This window comes from Leifsonia sp. NPDC056665 (assembly GCF_042791795.1).
Lineage (GTDB): Bacteria > Actinomycetota > Actinomycetes > Actinomycetales > Microbacteriaceae > Leifsonia.
In genome coordinates, this window is sequence record NZ_JBHTXK010000003.1 from 262771 (window position 1) to 282496 (window position 19726).

The following is a 19726-nucleotide window of genomic DNA, read 5'->3' on the forward strand; positions in this document are numbered from 1 at the left end:
CGTCGTCGCCCGGGCGAGCGCCGGGCTGTCCCCATGAGACCGCGCGGCGAGGGGAGGCCGGAAGGCAGCGGACGTCTGAATACCTGGACAAGTCGACGATCCGACTGGTCGGGAGGTTGGGGAACATCCCCACCGGATATATAGTTAACGCATATAAATCATCAGCGCGCCGACGCGCTCCCTGCTCCGGCGCGCACCTCCTGCCTGGGCCGGCGACCCACGACACACGACACGAAACGCACGAAGGACTCTCTTGGCCCGCACCGGCATCTTCACCAAAGATCACCCGCACTATCGCTGGGTGGCGCTCTCCAACACCACGCTCGGCATGCTCATGGCGACGATCAACTCCTCGATCGTCATCATCTCGCTGCCCGCCATCTTCACCGGCGTCAAGCTGAACCCGCTGGAGCCGGGCAACGTCTCGTACCTGCTCTGGATGCTGATGGGCTACATGCTCGTCACCGCCGTCCTCGTCGTCATGTTCGGCCGGATGGGTGACCAGTACGGGCGCGTGCGGATCTACAACCTCGGCTTCGTGATCTTCACGGTCGCCGCGATCGCGCTCTGCCTCGACCCGTTCTCGGGCGGGCCCGGCGCCATGTGGCTGATCGCCTGGCGGTTCGTGCAAGGCGTCGGCGGCGCGATGCTGTTCGCCAACTCGACCGCGATCCTCACCGACGCCTTCCCGGCCAACAAGCGCGGGTTCGCGCTCGGCCTCAACCAGGTCGCCGCGATCGCCGGCTCCTTCATCGGCCTCATCCTCGGCGGCGTGCTCGCCGAGATCGACTGGCGCGCGGTCTTCTTCGTCTCGGTCCCGTTCGGGATCATCGGCACCATCTGGTCGTTCAAGTCGCTGCACGAGGTCGGCCAGAAGAACCCCGGCCGCATCGACTGGCTCGGCAACGTCACCTTTGCCATCGGCCTGACCGCCCTCCTCGCCGGGATCACCTACGGCATCCAGCCCTACGGCGGCAGCACGCAGGGCTGGGGCAACCCGTGGGTGCTCGGCGCCATCGTGGGAGGCATCCTGCTGCTGATCGCGTTCGTGGTCATCGAGCTGAAGGTGCCGTCGCCGATGTTCGACATGCGGCTGTTCAAGATCCGCGCGTTCTCGTCGGGCATCTTCTCCGGCTTCCTCGCGGCGATCGGGCGAGGCGGCCTCCAGTTCATGCTGATCATCTGGCTGCAGGGGATCTGGCTGCCGCTGCACGGCTACAGCTACGAGTCCACGCCGCTCTGGGCCGGCATCTACATGCTGCCGATCACGATCGGCTTCCTCATCGCCGGGCCGATCTCGGGCGCGCTCTCCGACCGGTACGGGTCGCGGGCGTTCGCGACGGTCGGGCTGCTGCTCGTGGCGGCCACCTTCATCGGCCTCCTGCTCATCCCGGTGAACTTCGAGTACTGGCAGTTCGCGCTGCTGACCGGCCTGAATGGGATCGGCTCCGGCCTGTTCTCGTCGCCCAACCGCACGGCGATCATGAACAGCGTGCCGCCGAACGAGCGCGGCGCCGCCTCCGGGATGGCGGGCGTCGCCCTCAACGCCGGAAGCTCGCTCTCCATCGGCATCTTCTTCTCGCTGATGATCGCGGGCCTGTCCGTTGCGCTGCCCGGCGCGCTCACCAGCGGGCTGACCTCGCACGGTGTGCCGCAGAGCGTCGCGGCGCAGGTCGGCGCGACCCCGCCGGTCGGCAGCCTGTTCGCGGCGTTCCTCGGCTACAACCCGATCGCGAGCCTGCTCGGGCCGACCGGCCTCCTGCAGTCTCCGCACGTGGACGCGGCGACGCTGACGGGCAAGGAGTTCTTCCCTCAGCTCATCTCCGGACCGTTCCACGACGGGCTCGTGGTGGTGTTCATCGCCGCCGCCGTGATGTCGGTCATCGGCGCGATCGCGTCGTTCCTCGGCGGATCCAAGTATGTTCATGAGGAGGCCGTCGCAGTCGCACGGCCGGTCGCTGTGGAAGGCGAGGAAGTCGGTGCAGGACGAGCGTGAGCATTCCGGACGGCCGACGACCGGTGACGACGACGTCCCCGGCCGCCTGGCCCTGGCTGTCGGACGGCTGAACCGCCGCATCCGCTCGGCCACGGGAGGCCTCAGCCACGGCCAGCTCTCGGCGCTCTCCACGATCGTGCGCCGCGGGCCGCTGCGGCCGAGCGAGATCGCCGCGATCGAGGTCGTGGCGGCGCCGACCATCACGCGCGTGGTCTCCGACCTGGAGGCCCGCGGGCTCGTCGAGCGCACGCCCGACCCGGCGGACGGGCGGTCCTTCTTCGTGTCGGGCACGCAGGCCGGGAACGACCTCCTGCTCGCCGCGCGCTACGACCGCGCGCAAGCCGTCGCGGCCATCCTCGCCGAGCTCGCCCCGGAGGACGTCGCCGCCCTCCGCGCCGCCCTCCCGGCCCTCGAGCAGGCCGCCCACACCCGCCTCACCATCTGACCCGCGCACTTCCCTTCTCCTACATCCGCCGAGGGGCACGTTGTTGTCACTTTTCGCGCCCAGAAGTGACAACAACGTGCCCCTCGCGGAAGGGGGCGGGTGGGTCAGGGGCGCGGGCGGCGGGGGCGGCGCGCGGCGACGACGGGGTGGGCGCCGGTGTAGCCCTCGCGGGCCTGCGCGATGGCGAGGATGCGCGAGCGCTGCGCGTACCAGCCCAGGATCAGCAGCGGGATGATGATCACCAGCGACGCGACCGTGTACGTGCCCGTCGGATAGTCGAACGCCATCAGCACGATCACCGACACCAGGAACGCCAGCGTCAGGTACGCGGTGAACGGCGCCCCGAACAGCCGGAACGACGGCCGCGCCAGCTTGCCCTGCAGCGACCAGCGCCGGAGCTGCATCTGGCAGAGGATGATCATCGCCCAGCTCGTCACGATGCCGAGTGAGGCGACGTTCAGCACGATGTTGAACGCCTCCGCCGGCACGATGAGGTTGAGGAAGACGCCAAGCACGCCGATCGACGCGGTCAGCAGGATGCCGCCGTACGGCACGCCGCGCGCATTCATCCGCGACGTGAAGGCGGGGGCCGCGCCGGTCTGCGCCATCGAGTGCAGGATGCGGCCGGTCGAGTACATCCCGGCGTTCAGGCTCGACAGCGCGGCCGTGAGCACGACGAAGTTCATCACCGAGCCGATGATCGCGCTGAGCTGCGGGCCGCCGAGGTGGCTGAAGAACGTGACGAACGGGCTCTCGTTGGCGCTGTAGACGCTCGCCGGGAGCAGCAGCGCGAGGAGGAGCACCGACCCGCAGTAGAACACCGCGATGCGGAAGACCACGCTGTTGATCGCGCGCGGCATGATCTTCTCCGGGTTCTCGGTCTCGCCGGCCGCGATGCCGACCAGCTCCACCCCCGCATAGGCGAAGACGACGCCCTGCACGAGCACGATCGCCATCCCGATCGTGGCGACGCCGTGCGGGAGCAGCCAGCCATTCTGCGCGAGCATCGCGAGCCCGGTCGGTCCCTGGTCGGTCGGCCAGCCGGCGGAGAGCACGATGATGCCGACGACGAGGAAGGCGACCAGCGCTCCCACCTTGATGATCGCGAACCAGAACTCCATCTCGCCGAACACCTTCACCGAGATGAGGTTGAGGCTCACGACCACGACCAGCGCGATCAGCGCGAGCAGCCACTGCGGCACCGACGAGAACAGCTGCCAGTACTTCACGTAGAGCGCGACCGCCGTGGAGTCCACGATCGCGGTCATCGCCCAGTTGAGGAAGTACATCCAGCCGGCGACGTACGCCATCTTCTCGCCGTAGAACTCGCGCGCGTAGGAGACGAACGAGCCGGACGACGGCCGGTGCAGCACAAGCTCGCCGAGCGCGCGCAGCACCAGGAACGCGAAGAATCCGCAGACGGCGTAGACGAGGACGAGCAGCGGGCCGCCCTGCTGGAGCCGGCCTCCCGCGCCGAGGAAGAGGCCGGTGCCGATGGCCCCGCCGATCGCGATCATCTGGAGCTGCCGCGCCGACAGCGCCTTGTGGTAGCCCTCCTGCTCGCTGGAGAAGTCCTGCACAGCCTGAGACAGGTCGCCCAGGTGCTCGCGGCGGTTCTCCAGGTCGTCTGCGGGGTCGTGCGGTGTGTTCTGCGTCATCGGCGCCTCCCGTGGTCCGGCGACCCACAGTACCGTGTGCCCGCGGAGCCGCCAGGCCTCAGGCGACGGCGAGGAGGGCGGCGGCGGCCACGGCGAGGACCAGCCCGACCCACTGCACGGGCGCGATCCGCTCGCGCAGCACCAGCGCCGCCAGCACGATCGTGCCGGCCGGGTAGAGGGCCACGAGCACGGCCATCGTGGTCAGGTCGCCCGCCCGCAGCCCGAGCAGGATGAGCACGTTCGCGGAGGCGTCCAGCAGCCCGGAGCCGAGCGCGAGCAGCACGCCGGGCCGGGTGAGCCGCCGGGTGGAGCCGCGCACGGCCAGGATGCCGACGATGGTCCACATGATCGCCGCGTTGACCGTGCGGTTGGCGACCAGCGGGACGAGCCCCGAGTCGGCGGGGGTCTGGTTGAGCATGATGAGGAACACGCCGATCAGCGCGCCGGCGGCGACGGCCATCCCGAGCGCGCGGCCGCTGGGACGCACGGCGCCGCGCTCCGGGACGAAGCCGACCAGCACGACCGCGACCAGAGCGAGGCCGAGCGCGACGTAGCCGATCGGGGCGAACCGGTCGCCGCCGGCGAGGCCCCACACCATCGGCACGACAGCGGACACCAGCGCCGTCAACGGCGACAGGATGCTCATCGGCCCGATCGCGAGGCAGGCGTAGAGCAGGGCGACAGCGGCGGCGCCGACGACCCCGGAGGCCGCGCCCCAGCCGAGGGCGGCGGCCGACCAGACGCCGCCGACGAACGGCAGCGCGGCGAGGAGGAGCGCGAGGCCGCCGACCGCGCCGAGGGCGGTGGTGCGCAGCGGGCCGATCGCGCGCGCGGCGACGCCCCCGACGAAGTCGGCCGAGCCGTAGACGAGAGCGCTGAGCAGGCCGAGGATCGCGGCCGGCATCAGGCCGCCGTCGCCGGGTGGGGGAGGGACGCGGTGCCGGGCTGTGGGTGCGTCCGCATGGGCCGATCGTAGCGGAGGGCGCTTCTGCGGGCCGATTAGTCCTCCACTGCTGCGTTGCCGGCGTGAGTTCTCCACAGATTCGCGGAGCGGGACGCGCGGTCAGCGGCGGTCGTTACGATCGAGGGATGAGCAGCAACACGTGGGAGCCCGACGACCGGGAGGCGCCGCCCTTCGACGAGCCGCCGTTCGACGCCGAGCCCCCGCTGCCCGACTTCGGCGACGACCCGTATGGGGACGTGCCGTTCTCGGACGCGCCGGCTGCTCCTTCGGAGGGCCGGTCCGTCGCCGCGCCGCGGACCCCGCAGGCGACGCCCGCGCGCTTCGCCTCACCCGCGGAGGCCCTGCGCACCGTGTTCGGCTACGACTCGTTCCGCGGGCAGCAGGCGGAGATCATCGACCGCGTGGTGGCGGGCGGCGACGCCGTCGTGCTCATGCCGACCGGCGGCGGCAAGTCGCTCTGCTACCAGATCCCCTCGCTGGTGCGCGAGGGGACGGGCGTCGTCGTGTCGCCGCTCATCGCGCTCATGCAGGACCAGGTCGACGCGCTGACCGCCGTCGGCGTGCGTGCCGCCTTCCTCAACTCGACGCAGGACGCCGGCCAGCGTGCGGCGGTCGAGCAGGCCTACCTCACCGGTCAGCTCGACATCCTCTACGTCGCGCCTGAGCGGCTCTCGAGCGAGGCGACCAAGCGCTTCCTCGAGCGCGGCCGCGTCGCGCTGTTCGCCATCGACGAGGCGCACTGCGTCTCGCAGTGGGGCCACGACTTCCGGCCGGACTACCTGGCGCTCTCCGAGTTGGCGGACCGCTGGCCCGGCGTCCCGCGCATCGCGCTGACGGCCACCGCGACCGAGGCGACCCACCGCGAGCTCACCGAGCGCCTGCGCCTCGACAGCGCAGAGCACTTCGTCGCCGACTTCGACCGGCCGAACATCCAGTACCGCATCGTCCCCAAGGTCGAGGTGCGCAAGCAGCTCCTCGACTTCATCACCGGCGAGCACCCCGGCGAGGCGGGCATCGTCTACGCGCTGTCCCGCAACTCCGTGGAGCGCACCGCCGAGTTCCTGGCAGGCCGCGGTCTCACCGCGCTTCCATATCACGCCGGTCTCGACGCCCAGACCCGCGCCCGCACCCAGTCGCGGTTCCTGCGCGAGGACGGCGTGATCGTGGTCGCCACGATCGCGTTCGGCATGGGCATCGACAAGCCGGATGTGCGGTTCGTCGCGCACATCGACCTCCCGAAGTCGGTCGAGGGGTACTACCAGGAGACCGGCCGCGCGGGTCGCGACGGCCTCCCGTCGACCACCTGGCTCGCGTACGGCCTGCAGGACGTCGTGCAGCAGCGCCGCATGATCGACGACTCCCCCGGCGACCTCGCGCACCGCCGGCGCCTCACGCAGCACCTGGACGCGATGCTCGCGCTCTGCGAGACGGTGCAGTGCCGTCGCGTGAACCTGCTGAACTACTTCGGCCAGCGCGCGACGCCCTGCGGCAACTGCGACACCTGCCTCACGCCGCCCGAGACCTGGGACGGCACCGTGCCGGCCCAGAAGCTGCTCTCGACAGTGGTCCGGCTGCAGCGCGAGCGCAACCAGCGCTTCGGTGCAGGGCACCTCATCGACATCCTGCGCGCCAAGCGCACCCCGCGCGTCGACCAGTACGGCCACGACGGGCTGGCCACCTGGGGCATCGGCGACGACCTCGGCGAGAGCCAATGGCGCGGCGTGGTGCGCCAGCTCATCGCCCAGGAACTGCTGAAGCCCGAGGGGGAGTACGGCGTCCTCGCGCTGACCCCCGCCAGCGCCGAAGTGCTGTCGGGCGGCCGGGAGGTCGTCCTGCGCCGCGAACCCGAGCGCCCGGCCCGCTCCTCCCGCGGCGGCCGGTCGGCGGCGCCCTCGGACCTGGCACCGGCCGACGCCGGCCTCTTCGAGGCGCTGCGCGCCTGGCGTGCAGGCGAGGCGAAGACGCAGGGCGTCCCCGCCTACATCGTCTTCGGCGACGCAACGCTGCGCGCGGTCGCGTCCGCCCGGCCCGCGACGCTCGCCGACCTCGACGGCATCAGCGGCATCGGCGCGAAGAAGAAGGAGACCTACGGGGAGGCGCTGCTGGAGGTCGTGGCGGGCGCCTGAGCCGGCCGGTCAAACGCTCCGAAGGCCACCTCAGGCGTCCGCGACCACGACCTCCACGCCCGCGGCCCGCAGCCGGCCCAGCTCCTCCGGGTCGGCCGAGCTGTCAGTGATGATCAGCGCGACCTGCTGGAGGTCGGCGATCGGGGCGAGGGCGACGTTGCCGATCTTGGAGCCGTCGGCGACGACGACGGTGCGCTGGGCCTTCGCCACCATCGCACGATTGGTGCGCGCCTCGGTCTCGTCGTAGGTGGTGACTCCCGACGAGACGCTGATCCCGTCGGCGCCGAGGATCGCCGTGCCGACGTTGACCGCGCTGAAGGTGTTCTCGGCGATCGCGCCGACCAGTTCGAGCGATTGCGGGCGCAGGAAGCCGCCGGTCATCACGACCCGCACGCCGGCGAAGCCCGAGAGGAGGTTGGCGATCGTCAGCGAGTTGGTGACGACCGCGATGTCGCGATGGTTCGCCAGCGCGCGGGCAACACTCGCTGTGGTGGTGCCGCCGCTGAGCGCGACGACGTGGCGTTCCGAGGGGAGGCGCGCGACCATGGCCTTCGCGATGGCGCGTTTGGCCTCCTGGAACCGGGTGTCCCGCAAGGCGACCGGGAGCTCCTGGCCACGCTCCAGGACGGTCGCGCCGCCGTGCGTGCGCAGCAGCAGTTGCTGGTCGGCCAGGTCGGCGAGGTCGCGCCGGGCGGTCGGCGCGGAGATGTCCAGCGTGTCCGCGAGCTCGGAGAGACTGATCGATCCGCGCTCCGACACGAGCTCGAGGATCTCCAGCATGCGCCGGGCGCGGCGGCCGGAGCTGACGCGGGCGATCACGGATTCGGCGGACGGAGCGACCATTGCGGGTGTCCTTTCCAGCGGTTCGTGGGCAATGTGATCAGTACTGATGAGCACTTTAGCGGTAATTCGCTCAGTTTCTTGCACAGAACGAACACGCTATCGCAAAATCGGCCCATGCCACAGATTGTCTTCCTCGGTGCGGGCAGCGTCGTCTTCACCCGCCAGCTGCTCGCCGACCTCTTCCGCTTCGACGACCTCCCGCCCCTCCGCATCGTGCTCCACGACATCGACGCCGAACGCCTCGCCGTGGCGAGCGGCACCGCCGAACAGGTGGCGGCGCGGTTCGGGAGGACGGCCGAGGTCGTCGCCACCCTCGATCGCCGCGAGGCGCTCGCCGGCGCCGACTTCGTCATCAACATGATCCAGGTCGGCGGGATCGACGCCACCCGCATCGACCTGGAGGTCCCGGCCGCCGCCGGTCTGCTCCAGACGATCGGCGACACGACGGGTGTCGGCGGGGTCTTCCGCGGGCTGCGCACCTTCCCCGTGCTCTCCGGAATCGCCGCGGACATGCTCGACCTCTGCCCCGATGCCTGGTTCCTCAACTACACCAACCCGATGGCGATGAACGTCTGGTGGATGTCGGTCGTCGCTCCCTCCATCAACACCGTCGGCCTCTGCCACAGCGTGTACTGGACGGTGCACGACCTCTGCGAGCTCATCGGCGTCCCCCTGGAGGGCACCCACTACCGCGCAGCGGGGGTCAACCACCAGGCGTGGCTCGTCGAGTGGTCCCGCGATGGCGAAGACCTCTACCCGCTGCTGCGGGAGGCGATCGAGCGCGACCCCGAGCTGCGCCGCCGGGTGCGCGTCGAGATCTTCGAGCGGATCGGCTTCTTCCCGACGGAGACCAGCGAGCACTCCTCCGAGTACCTCTCCTGGTTCCTCCGCTCGCCTGAGCAGATCGAACGGTTCCGGCTGCGACCGCTGGAGTATCTCGGGATCTCGGAGGAGAACGTCGCCGAGTTCGAGCACGCGAAGGCCGCGCTCGCCGCAGGCGAGCCCCTGGAACTCGAGGAGGGCGCGGCCGAGTACGCGCCGCAGGTCATCCATTCGATCCTCACCGGCACCGAGCGCGTCATCCACGCCAACGTCGTCAACCGGGGACTGATCGGCAACCTGCCGGAGGGTGCCATCGTCGAGGTGCCGAGCCGCGTCGACGCCGACGGCGTGCACCCGCTTCCCTTCGGCGACATCCCGAGCCAGGGCGCGGCGCTGAACCGCAGCTATCTCTCGGTCGCCGAGCTCGCAGTGGAGGCCGCACGGACCGGCGACCCCGCGCTCGTCCGCCGCGCCGTGCTGGCCGATCCGAACGCGAGCTCGTCCCTGACGCCCGAGCAGCTCTGGGCGCTCTGCGACGAGCTCACCGCACGCCATGCCTCCCGCCTGCCCGTCGCCCTCGGCGGCACGCTGGCGTCGGACACGCTTTCTAGGAATCTGTAAATAACGATCACTATGAGTGAGCGATTCGAGCAATCTCGTTGTCAAACGCTCACTGGCAACCAAAGATGAATCCCAGCGTGACGAGCGATGCTGCTCGTCCCGCGATACCCGACCAGGAGTACCCAGTGACACCGACCCCCCGCGAGACCCTGACCTCCCGTGAGATCGCCAGCCAGCCCGCCGTCTGGCGCGAAGCCCTCGAGCGGCACGCCGACAGGGCCCGAGAGCTCCTGACCCTCCCCGGAGCGCGTGTGCTCGTGCTCGGCTGCGGCACCTCCGCCTTCGTCGCCGAGTCGTTCGCGGCGCTGCGCGAGCAGTCAGGATTCGGGATCACCGACGCGGCGTACGCGTCGGAGCCCTGGCCGTGGCGCGACTACGACGCCGTCGTGATCCTGAGCCGTTCGGGAACCACCACCGAGGCGATCGAGGCGATGGACGGCCTCCCGGAGGGCGTGCGCACCATCGCCGTCACCGGGGTCGCCGACTCGCCCGTCGCCGAGCGCGCCGACGACGTGCTGCTGCTGGACTTCGCCGATGAGGAGTCCGTCGTCCAGACCCGGTTCCCGACCACGTTCCTCGTGCTGGCGCGCTCCGCGTTCGGGGAGGACGTCAGCGGCCTCCCCGACGAGGCCGAGGCCGCGCTCGCCCGCCCGCTCGGCATCGACACGACGGCTCTCGAACACTTCGTCTACCTCGGCAGCGGCTGGACCTACGGGCTCGCCCAGGAGGCCGCACTCAAGATCCGCGAGGCCGCGCAGGCGTGGGCGGAGTCGTATCCGCTCCTCGACTACCGTCACGGCCCGCTCGCCGTCGCCGACGACCGCTCCCTGGTCTGGCTCATCGGCCGCAGCGAGCCGAGCCTCGTCGAGGACATCGAGCACACAGGCGCGACCGTCCGGACCAGCATCTCCGACCCGCTCATCGAGCTCGCGAACGCGCAACGGCTGGCCGTCGCGATCGCCGAGCGACGCGGGCTCGACCCCGACTCACCCCGACACCTGACCCGCTCGATCGTGCTCGGCTGAGCAGCGACCGAAGAGAACCCGAGAGGAACCGATGATGCTACCTCGATTTGGCAAGCACCCCCACCGCACCGCCCCCGCCCGCACCGTCCGCACCGCCGCCGTCCGCACCGCCGTCGCCCTCACCGCCACCGCGGCGCTCGTCGCGCTGGCCGGCTGCAGCGGCACCCAGGGCGCGACCACCCTTGACCCGTCCGCCAAGGTCACCATCCAGGTCTGGTCGGGCCAGGCCGACGCCGCAGAGAAGACGATCGAAGGGCTCGCGAAGGAGTTCGAGAAGGCGCACCCCAACGTCACCATCGACATGTCGCCTGGCGCGTCCTCCACCGACGGCCTCCTGCAGAAGCTCTCCGCCGGGTTCGCCGGCAACCAGTATCCCGACATGTCGTACGCGTTCGGGTCCTGGGCCGGACAGCTGGAGGCGTCGGGCCGCACGCTCGACATCTCCGCCGACGTGAAGAAGCCGGGCGTGAACTGGGACGAGTTCACGGCCGCCGCACGCGGCACCGCTCAGCCGTCCGGGTCGAAGATCATCGGCTTCCCGGCCGTCGTGGACAACATCGGCCTCATCTACAACAAGACCCTGTTCGACAAGGCCGGGCTCGCCTATCCGACCGCCGACTGGACCTGGGACGACTTCCGGGCCGCAGCGAAGAAGCTCACGGACACCGCGAACCACATCTACGGCTACGGCTACTCGGTGTCGGGCAGCGAGGAGACCACCTGGCAGTTCTGGCCGCACCTCTGGCAGAACGGCGGCTCCATCCTCAACAGCGACGGCACAGCGGCGTTCCACTCGACCGCCGGCGACGACGCCCTGACCTTCCTGCGGTCGATGGCCGTCGACGACAAGAGCGTCTACCTCGACCAGACCGATGAGAAGTTCGGCCAGCTGTTCGTCAGCAACCGCATCGGGATGATCACCTCCGGCCCGTGGGAGCTCTCCGACCTGAAGACCGGCGGCACCAAGTACGGCGTCGTCCAGCTCCCCGGCACGAAGGGCGACCACCAGACCGTGTCCGGCCCGGACATCTGGGCGCTGTTCGACCACCACGACAAGAACCGCGCCTACTGGGCCACCCAGTTCGCGCAGTGGCTGACGTCCGCAGCGCAGGACGAGCGCTTCAACGTGGCGCAGGGCAACCTCCCGCTGCGGTCGTCCGAGGCGTCGTCGACCGCGGTGCAGCAGCAGACCGCGCAGTACCCCGGTTACGACGTCTTCGTCGCCAACTCGAAGAACGTGAAGGAGACGCGCCCGACCACCCAGAGCTACGCCTCCCTCTCGGTCGCGATCGGCAAGGCGATCTCGGAGGTCCTGCAGGGCCAGGGCGAGCCGGCCGCGGCGCTCGACGAGGCCGCCAAGACGGCCGACGCCCAGGCGAAGAAGTAGGAACGCCGAGGATCTGGTCATGGCAGACACCACCGTCCCCCGCTCCGGGATCCCGGCGCGGCGGACTCCGGACGGCGCGCAGCGCAGTCGTCGCTACCGTCGCAGGCAGGGCCTGACGCGAGCCCTCACCGGCTGGGGCTTCGTCGCCCCGGCGACCGTCATCATCCTGGGGCTCTCGATCTTCCCGGCGCTGTGGGCGTTCGTGCTGTCGTTCCAGAACTGGAACGGTTTCAGCCCGGCGACCTGGGTGGGAGGCCAGAACTACGCGAACCTGATGAGCGACGCCGAATTCGGGAACGCCGTGCTCAACACGGTCGGCTTCACCCTCCTGTTCGTGCCGGCCTCCGTGCTGCTCGGACTGTTCCTCGCCGTCGCGCTCAACCGGCGGATCCGCTGGATGGGCTTCTACCGGACCGCCATCTTCGTCCCGTTCGTGGCCTCCGCTGCATCGACCGGCATCCTGTCGACGTACCTGTTCAGCGCGCAGTTCGGACTCGTCAACAACGTGCTCCGCGTGCTGGGCCTGCCGCAGCAGGGCTGGCTGGACGACCCGCACCAGGCGATGCTGGTCATCGCGATCATGTCGCTGTGGGGCGCCGCGGCGTTCACGACGGTGATCTACCTCGCCGCGCTGCAGGATGTGCCGGCCGACCTGATCGAGGCCGCCCGCATCGACGGCGCGAACCGCTGGCAGACCTTCTGGCGGATCGTCTGGCCGCAGCTGGCGCCGGTGACCGTGTTCGTGACGATCTGGCAGACCATCGAGGCCATCCAGCTCTTCGACCTCGTCTACACGACGACGAAGGGCGGCCCACTGAACGCGACGGAGACGATCGTGTACTTCCTCTACGACAAGGCGTTCCACGCGCTGCAGTTCGGCTACGGCTCGGCCGCCGCCTACGTGCTGTTCGCGGTCACCTTGGTCATCACGATCGGCGTCGTGCTGTACTCGCGGCGCCGGGGATCGGAGGCCATCTGATGGTCAGCGTGCTCGACCAGGTTTCCTCGGCGACCGAGCGGGTGGCCGCGCAGACCGGCGACCGCGGACGGAGGAGGCGCCGGCTCAGCGGCTGGCACTTCGTGCTCTTCCCGATCGCGATCCTGTTCCTGGTGCCCTTCCTGCAGATGACGCTGGCGTCGTTCTCGCCGGCGAAGGAGCTGGTGGCCTTCCCGCCGCCGTTCTTCCCGTCGCACTTCACCCTGGACGGCTACACCAAGCTGTTCGGCACGACCGACATCATGCTGTGGCTCGGCAACACCGTCATCGTCTCGACGACCGCGATCGTGTCCAACGTGGTGCTCTGCTCGCTCGCCGGCTACGGCTTCGCCCGACTGAAGTTCGCCGGACGCAACTTCGGGTTCCTGATGATCCTCGCGACGATCATGATCCCGACGCAGTTGCTGATGATCCCCACGTACATCCTGTTCGCGACCCTCGGCCTGCTCAACGGGCTGGGAGCGGCGATCGTGCCGTGGCTGGCGACTGCGTTCGGCATCTTCCTCATGCGGCAGTTCTTCCTCTCCCTCCCGGTGGAGCTGGAGGAGGCCGGGGCGATCGACGGCTGCAACCGCTGGCAGATCTTCTTCCGGATCGTGCTCCCGTTGGCCAGGCCGGCCCTCGCGACGCTCGCGATCTTCACCCTGCTGGGCGCCTGGAACGACCTGGTCTGGCCGCTCATCGCGATCAACAACCAGCAGGCGTTCACCCTCCAGCTCGGCATCGCGAACTTCCAGGGCACGCACCAGACCGACTGGAGTCTGATCATGGCGGGCAACGTCGTCGCCACATTGCCGCTCATCCTGTTCTTCCTGTTCGCGCAGCGGCACTTCATCGCAACCATGACGTTCTCCGGACTCAAGGGCTGAGCGCGCGCGCTGGAGGGGGCGGCACGCGAGACTCACGGGAAAAACCAAGCAGCAGTCGGTTTATGATCGGAACCGTCAACCCGTGACGCCCGAAGGAGTGCGAATGACCGACACGACCACCACCGAGACCGCCGCCGACCTCCCCGTCGACCCGCGCTACCGCGACGCGGGCCTCCCGCTCGACGAGCGCGTCGAGAACCTGCTCGGTCAGATGACCCTGGAGGAGAAGGCCGGCCTGTTCTTCCAGACCATGATCACCATCGGCGAGGGCGGCACGGTCGCCGGCCCGAACCCGCTGTTCGGGATCGCGGACAGCGCCGAGATGATCCGCGACCGGCACATGTCGCACTTCAACGTCTTCGGCGCCGCCAGCTCGGCCGCCGAGATGGCCGAGTGGCACAACCGCATCCAGGAGGTCGCGGCGGGCACCCGCCTCGGCATCCCGGTCACGCTCTCCACCGACCCGCGTCACTCGTTCAGCGACAACCCCGGCGCCGCGATCATGGCCGGCCCGTTCTCGCAGTGGCCGGAGACGCTCGGGCTCGCCGCGATCGGCGACGAGGAGCTCGTGGAGCGCTTCGCCGACATCGCTCGTCAGGAGTACACCGCGGTCGGCATCCGGGTCGCCCTGCACCCGCAGATCGACCTCGCGACCGAGCCGCGCTGGGCGCGCCAGGTCGCCACCTTCGGCGAGGACCCGGACCTCACCTCCCGGCTCGGCGCCGCGTACATCCGCGGTTTCCAGGGCGCGGAGCTCGGCCCGGACTCCGTGGCGACGATGACCAAGCACTTCCCCGGCGGCGGTCCGCAGAAGGACGGCGAGGACCCGCACTTCCCGTACGGGCGCGAGCAGGTCTATCCGGGCGGCGCGTTCGAGACGCACCTGAAGCCGTTCGAGGCCGCGTTCGAGGCCGGCACCAGCCAGATCATGCCGTACTACGGGATGCCGGTCGGCACCGAGTACGAGGAGGTCGGCTTCGGCTTCAACAAGTCCGTCGTCACCGGTCTGCTGCGCGAGCGCTACGGCTTCGACGGCATCGTGTGCACCGACTGGGGGCTGCTCACCGACGCGGAGATCGGCGGCCAGCTGTTCCCGGCCCGCGCCTGGGGCGTCGAGCACCTGTCGACGCGCGAGCGGATGCAGAAGATCCTGGACGCCGGGGCCGACCAGTTCGGCGGGGAGGCCATCCCCGGCCTCCTCATCGAGCTCGTGCGCAGCGGCGACCTGGCGGAGGAGCGCCTGGACGTCTCGGCGCGCCGCCTGCTGCGCGAGAAGTTCCGCCTCGGCCTCTTCGACGCGCCGACCGTCGACCCGGCCCGCGCGGCCGCGGTGGTCGGCAGCGCGGCCTTCGTCGCGGCGGGGGAGGCCGCGCAGCGCGCCTCGGTGACCCTGCTGAAGAACGAGGGCGTCCTCCCGCTCGCCCGCGGTGCGAAGGTGTTCGTGCACGGCTTCGACCCGGAGGCCGTTGCCGGCTACGCGACGGTCGTCGCCACCCCGGAGGAGGCCGACGTCGCGCTGGTGCGCCTGCACGCGCCGTACGAGCAGCGCTCCACGATGTTCGAGAACTTCTTCCACGCCGGATCGCTCGACTTCGCGCAGGAGACGGTGGACGAGGTGCTCGCCATCGCCCGCGCGGTGCCGACCGTGCTGGAGGTGTTCCTCGACCGCCCGGCCATCCTCACGCCGTTCGCGGGCGAGGTGCGCGCCCTCGCGGCCGACTTCGGTGCGAGCTCCGCGGCCCTGCTCGATGTGCTGTTCGGGGAGGCCGCGCCGCAGGGCCGCCTCCCGATGGACCTGCCGTCGTCGATGGCCGCCGTGCTCGAGAACCGCCCGGATGTGCCGTTCGACACCGCCGACCCGCTGTTCCGCTTCGGCCACGGCCTGAGCTACTAGCTCGGCAAGTTCCAAGCATCCCCCCTGGTCGCCCCCGGATCACAGGCGTACAGTCCCCGTTCCGTGGGGCGATCAGGGAATCTTTCACCCCCGTTCACGGTTATGTCAGGTGGCATAATCTCGCGACGATCTCGAAGGAGGGATGAAGTGGCACGCAGGATAGAAGAACTCGAGGACGAGACCGGCGCAATCATCAAGTACAGGCGGCACGCGAACGGCAAGGGACTCGTCTCTCCCACAGCTCGCGTGGCCGACTCGGCCCGCATCGAGCCGACCGCCTACGTGGAGGCCGACGCCCGCGTCGGGCTGGACGCCTACATCGGCGCAGGGAGCTGGATCGACTCCGGCGCGACGATCGGCGACCGCACCTTCGTCGGCGCCAACGTCCACATCGGCAAGGGCTGCGTCATCGGCAGCGGCGTGCGCATCGGCAGCAACGTGAAGGTGGGCGAGAACGCCATGATCGGCAACGGCGCCCGCGTCGACCGCGACGACCAGCTCGCGCCGGGGACCGTCATCGAGCTGCGCGGGGCGTCCGCCGCGCGCGCGGCCCTCGCGTCGCTGCCCCGCGAGGCGCGCCCGACCCGCCGGGCCGCCTGAGGCGTTACCGGCGTGAGCCCGTAACAACCACCGGCCCGTCTTGTCCATACCCGATGACGTTCGGGACGGCGATTTGGAGCTTCCCACAAACGGCCCGCGGACCTCGCGGGCCGTTTTTGTCGCCTCCGCACCGACGGTTTCTCCTGGTCGCCGCCCGGTCGTAGCGTGACGATGACCCCGAGACATCGAAGAGGACACTCATGGTTGACACCGCAGAGCGCGCACCCGAGAAGCCCCGCACCACCCCCGTCGTCGACGCGGCCGAGAACGAAGCGGCCGCAGCAGCAGCCGCGACCGCTCCGGCCGGCGCCGCGCCGCACGTCGACGTGGAGGCGCTGGGCCGCCAGCTCCTCGGCACCTGGGCGGAGGTCCGCCTGGCCTCCCGCGCGCTCTCCTCGCAGCCCGAGATGCAGAAGGTGGAGGGCCTGTCCGTCGCCGACCACCGCACGCGCGTCTTCGGGCAGCTCAAGCTGCTGGTCGACCACGGCCAGGTGCACCGCGCCTTCCCGAAGGCGGTCGGCGGCATGGAGGACCACGGCGGCAACATCGCCGCGTTCGAGGAGCTCGTCGCGGCCGACCCGTCGCTCCAGATCAAGTCCGGCGTGCAGTGGGGCCTGTTCGGAGCGGCCGTGCTGCACCTCGGCACGGAGTACCACCACACGACCTACCTCCCGGCGATCATGTCGCTCGACGTCCCCGGCGCCTTCGCCATGACGGAGACCGGCCACGGCTCGGACGTCGCCGCGATCGCGACCACCGCGACCTACGACCCGGAGACGAAGGACTTCGTCCTCGACACCCCGTTCCGCGGGGCGTGGAAGGACTACCTCGGCAACGCGGCGGTCGACGCCACCGCCGCGGTCGTGTTCGCACAGCTCGTCACCAAGGGCGTCAACCACGGCGTGCACGCCTTCTACGTGCCGATCCGCGACGCGAACGGCGACTTCCTGGCCGGGATCGGCGGCGAGGACGACGGCCAGAAGGGCGGCCTCAACGGCATCGACAACGGCCGGCTGCACTTCACCGGCGTCCGCATCCCGCGCACCGACCTCCTCAACCGCTACGGCGACGTCGCGGAGGACGGCACCTACAGCTCCTCGATCTCCAGCCCGGGCCGCCGCTTCTTCACCATGCTCGGCACGCTCGTCCAGGGCCGCGTCTCGCTCGACGGCTCGGCGACCATCGCGGCCAAGATCGGCCTGAAGATCGCGCTGACCTACGGCGACCAGCGCCGCCAGTTCACCGCGGGCAGCGACACCGACGAGGAGGTCGTGCTCGACTACCAGCGCCACCAGCGCCGGCTGCTCCCGCTGCTGGCCACCACGTACGCGGGGAGCTTCGCGCACGAGATGTTCCTGCACAAGTTCGACGACGTGTTCAGCGGCAAGACCGACACCGACGCGGACCGCCAGGACCTGGAGACCATCGCGGCGGCGCTCAAGCCGCTCAGCACCTGGCATGCGCTGGAGACCCTCCAGGAAGCGCGCGAGGCCTGCGGCGGCGCGGGCTTCCTGACCGAGAACCGGATCACCTCGCTGCGCCAGGACCTCGACATCTGGGTGACCTTCGAGGGCGACAACAACGTCCTCCTGCAGCTCGTCGCCAAGCGCCTGCTGACCGACTTCAGCCGCAAGTTCGCGAAGGCCGACGCCGGGGCGCTCGCGCGGTACGTCGTGGTGCAGGCGGCCGGTAAGGCGTACCACGGCTCGGGCCTGCGCAGCGTCGGCCAGACCGTGCGCGACTTCGGCTCCACGGCGCGTGCGGTCAACTGGCTGCAGGAGTCCGCGACCCAGCGCGAGCTGCTCACCGACCGCGTCGAGACGATGATCTCGGAGATCGGCGGACGGCTGCGCCCGGCCTCCAAGCTGGGCAAGAAGGCCGCGGCCGACCTGTTCAACTCGCAGCAGAACGAGCTCATCGAGGCGGCCCGCGCCCACGGCGAGCTGCTGCAGTGGGAGGCCTTCACCGAGGCTCTTGAGCAGGCTCCCGACGCCGGCACCAAGCAGGTGCTGACCTGGCTGCGCGATCTGTTCGGCTTCGGGCTGATCGAGAAGCACCTGGCCTGGTACCTCATCCACGGCCGCCTCTCGCCGCAGCGCGCGCAGGCCGTGTCGGCGTACATCGACCGGCTGCTGACCCGCATCCGCCCGCACGCGGTCGACCTGGTCGACGCCTTCGGGTACGGCCCTGAACTTGTGCGCGCGAAGATCGCGAGCGGCGCGGAGGCCGAGCGCCAGGCCGAGGCGCGGGCGTACTACGCCGCCCGCCGCGCCGACGGCACCCTCCCGACTCCCGAGAAGGCGCCGACGAAGCACCGCTGACCAACGAACTGACAGGACACGCCGCCTCGCGAGCTCGCGAGGCGGCGTGTCCTGTCAGGTAGATGGCGTCAGAGGAGGCCGAGGGCGCGGACGGCGTCGCGCTCGGCCACGAGCTCGGCGACGGACGTGTCGATGCGCTCGCGCGAGAAGGCGTCGATGGCGAGGCCCTGCACGATCTCCCAGCGGCCGGCGACGCCGCGCACCGGGAACGACGAGATGAGGCCCTCCGGCACGCCGTAGGAGCCGTCGGAGACGACCGCGGCGGAGGTCCAGCGCTCGCCGGTGCCGTCCACCCAGTCGCGCACGTGGTCGATGGCGGCGCTCGCCGCGGAGGCCGCGGACGAGGAGCCGCGGACCGCGATGATCTCCGCGCCGCGCTTGGCCACCCGCGGGATGTACTCCTCCGCGAGCCAGCCCTCGTCCACCAGCTCGGTCGCGGGCCGGCCGTGCACGGTCGCGTGGCTGAGGTCGGGGTACTGGCTCGCCGAGTGGTTGCCCCAGACGATGACGCCCTCGATCGCGGAGACCGGGACGCCAAGCTTCGCCGCGAGCTGCGCGACGGCGCGGTTGTGGTCGAGCCGGGTCATCGCGGTGAAGCGCTCGGCGGGGATGTCCGGCGCGTGCGCGCTGGCGATCAGCGCGTTGGTGTTGGCGGGGTTGCCGACGACGAGCACGTGCACGTCGTCGGCGGCGACGTCGTTGAGCGCGGCGCCCTGCGGGCCGAAGATGCTGCCGTTGGCCTCCAGGAGGTCGGCGCGCTCCATCCCGGCGGTGCGCGGCCGGGCGCCGACGAGCAGGGCGACGCTCGCGCCGTCGAAGGCCGCGCGCGGGTCGTCGGTCACGTCGACACCGTGCAGCAGCGGGAAGGCGCCGTCCTGGAGTTCCAGGGCGGTCCCCTCGGCGGCGCCGAGCCCCGCCGGGATCTCCAGCAGCCGCAGCCGCACCGGCACGTCGTGCCCGAGCAGCTGCCCGGAGGCGATGCGGAAGAGGAGGGCGTAGCCGATCTGTCCACCGGCGCCGGTGACGGCGACGGTCACGGGGGTGCTCATGCGGCGAGCCTAGCTGTACTGACCCGGATCGTTGTTGACAGAGGAGAGACCTCCGGAGTCGAGTTGGAGCTGTCTAGGTTCCCTCGAGTTCACGGAGGTCTCTCTTGTC

Annotated in this window: 15 protein-coding genes; 11 read left to right on the top strand and 4 right to left on the bottom strand. The window is 70.3% G+C overall.

Annotated elements, in window-relative coordinates; translation table 11 throughout:
- Window positions 1–253: 253 nt before the first annotated feature.
- Together ACFQ9V_RS05525 and ACFQ9V_RS05530 are read left to right on the top strand one after the other, a co-directional pair.
- A complete protein-coding gene (locus tag ACFQ9V_RS05525; RefSeq protein ID WP_382458163.1) occupies window positions 254–1996 on the top strand; it encodes an MFS transporter in 1743 nt (580 codons plus the stop codon).
- Window positions 1980–2441 carry a MarR family winged helix-turn-helix transcriptional regulator gene (locus ACFQ9V_RS05530; RefSeq protein WP_382458164.1) on the top strand — a complete coding sequence of 154 codons (462 nt, stop codon included), beginning with the start codon at window positions 1980–1982 and terminating at the stop codon, window positions 2439–2441. Before ACFQ9V_RS05525 ends, ACFQ9V_RS05530 begins: the two co-directional genes overlap by 17 nt.
- Window positions 2442–2545: 104 nt before the next feature.
- Here ACFQ9V_RS05530 and ACFQ9V_RS05535 read toward each other — a convergent pair whose 3' ends face one another.
- Both ACFQ9V_RS05535 and ACFQ9V_RS05540 read right to left on the bottom strand, forming a co-directional pair.
- On the bottom strand, window positions 2546–4099 hold the full coding sequence (locus ACFQ9V_RS05535) for an amino acid permease (protein ID WP_382458165.1): 1554 nt from the start codon (window positions 4097–4099) through the stop codon (window positions 2546–2548).
- Between the two features lie 58 nt (window positions 4100–4157).
- On the bottom strand, window positions 4158–5003 hold the full coding sequence (locus ACFQ9V_RS05540) for an EamA family transporter (RefSeq protein ID WP_382458166.1): 846 nt from the start codon (window positions 5001–5003) through the stop codon (window positions 4158–4160).
- A gap of 185 nt (window positions 5004–5188) precedes the next feature.
- On the opposite strand from ACFQ9V_RS05540, the gene recQ reads away from it, so the two are divergent.
- Window positions 5189–7189, top strand: a complete 2001-nt coding sequence (gene recQ / locus ACFQ9V_RS05545; RefSeq protein ID WP_382458167.1) for a DNA helicase RecQ — start codon at window positions 5189–5191, stop codon at window positions 7187–7189.
- A 30-nt stretch (window positions 7190–7219) separates the two neighbouring features.
- Here the strand turns inward: recQ and ACFQ9V_RS05550 are convergent, their stop codons facing one another.
- A complete protein-coding gene (locus tag ACFQ9V_RS05550) occupies window positions 7220–8032 on the bottom strand; it encodes a DeoR/GlpR family DNA-binding transcription regulator (RefSeq protein ID WP_382458168.1) in 813 nt (270 codons plus the stop codon).
- Between the two features lie 114 nt (window positions 8033–8146).
- Here ACFQ9V_RS05550 and melA point away from each other — a divergent pair, with 114 nt between their 5' ends.
- The 8 genes from melA (at window position 8147) to ACFQ9V_RS05590 (ending at window position 18568) form a co-directional block, all read left to right on the top strand.
- Entirely contained in the window at window positions 8147–9475 is a 1329-nt protein-coding gene (gene melA / locus ACFQ9V_RS05555; RefSeq protein WP_382458169.1) for an alpha-galactosidase, read from the top strand.
- 125 nt (window positions 9476–9600) lie between these two features.
- Window positions 9601–10500: an SIS domain-containing protein gene (locus ACFQ9V_RS05560; protein ID WP_382458170.1), complete on the top strand. Its 900-nt coding sequence runs from the start codon at window positions 9601–9603 to the stop codon at window positions 10498–10500.
- Window positions 10501–10534: 34 nt separating this feature from the next.
- Window positions 10535–11887 (top strand): ABC transporter substrate-binding protein, encoded by a 1353-nt coding sequence (locus ACFQ9V_RS05565; RefSeq protein WP_382458171.1) that lies wholly within the window; start codon window positions 10535–10537, stop codon window positions 11885–11887.
- 19 nt (window positions 11888–11906) lie between these two features.
- Window positions 11907–12866 carry a carbohydrate ABC transporter permease gene (locus ACFQ9V_RS05570; protein ID WP_382458172.1) on the top strand — a complete coding sequence of 320 codons (960 nt, stop codon included), beginning with the start codon at window positions 11907–11909 and terminating at the stop codon, window positions 12864–12866.
- Between the two features lie 8 nt (window positions 12867–12874).
- Window positions 12875–13753: a carbohydrate ABC transporter permease gene (locus tag ACFQ9V_RS05575; protein ID WP_382458173.1), complete on the top strand. Its 879-nt coding sequence runs from the start codon at window positions 12875–12877 to the stop codon at window positions 13751–13753.
- A gap of 103 nt (window positions 13754–13856) precedes the next feature.
- Window positions 13857–15647 (top strand): glycoside hydrolase family 3 protein, encoded by a 1791-nt coding sequence (locus ACFQ9V_RS05580; RefSeq protein ID WP_382458174.1) that lies wholly within the window; start codon window positions 13857–13859, stop codon window positions 15645–15647.
- A gap of 147 nt (window positions 15648–15794) precedes the next feature.
- Entirely contained in the window at window positions 15795–16247 is a 453-nt protein-coding gene (locus ACFQ9V_RS05585) for a DapH/DapD/GlmU-related protein (RefSeq protein WP_382458175.1), read from the top strand.
- A 200-nt stretch (window positions 16248–16447) separates the two neighbouring features.
- Complete coding sequence (locus ACFQ9V_RS05590; protein WP_382458176.1) at window positions 16448–18568, top strand: acyl-CoA dehydrogenase; 2121 nt, start codon at window positions 16448–16450, stop codon at window positions 18566–18568.
- A 68-nt stretch (window positions 18569–18636) separates the two neighbouring features.
- Here ACFQ9V_RS05590 and ACFQ9V_RS05595 read toward each other — a convergent pair whose 3' ends face one another.
- Window positions 18637–19617 (bottom strand): malate dehydrogenase, encoded by a 981-nt coding sequence (locus tag ACFQ9V_RS05595; protein WP_382458177.1) that lies wholly within the window; start codon window positions 19615–19617, stop codon window positions 18637–18639.
- Window positions 19618–19726 lie beyond the last annotated feature (109 nt).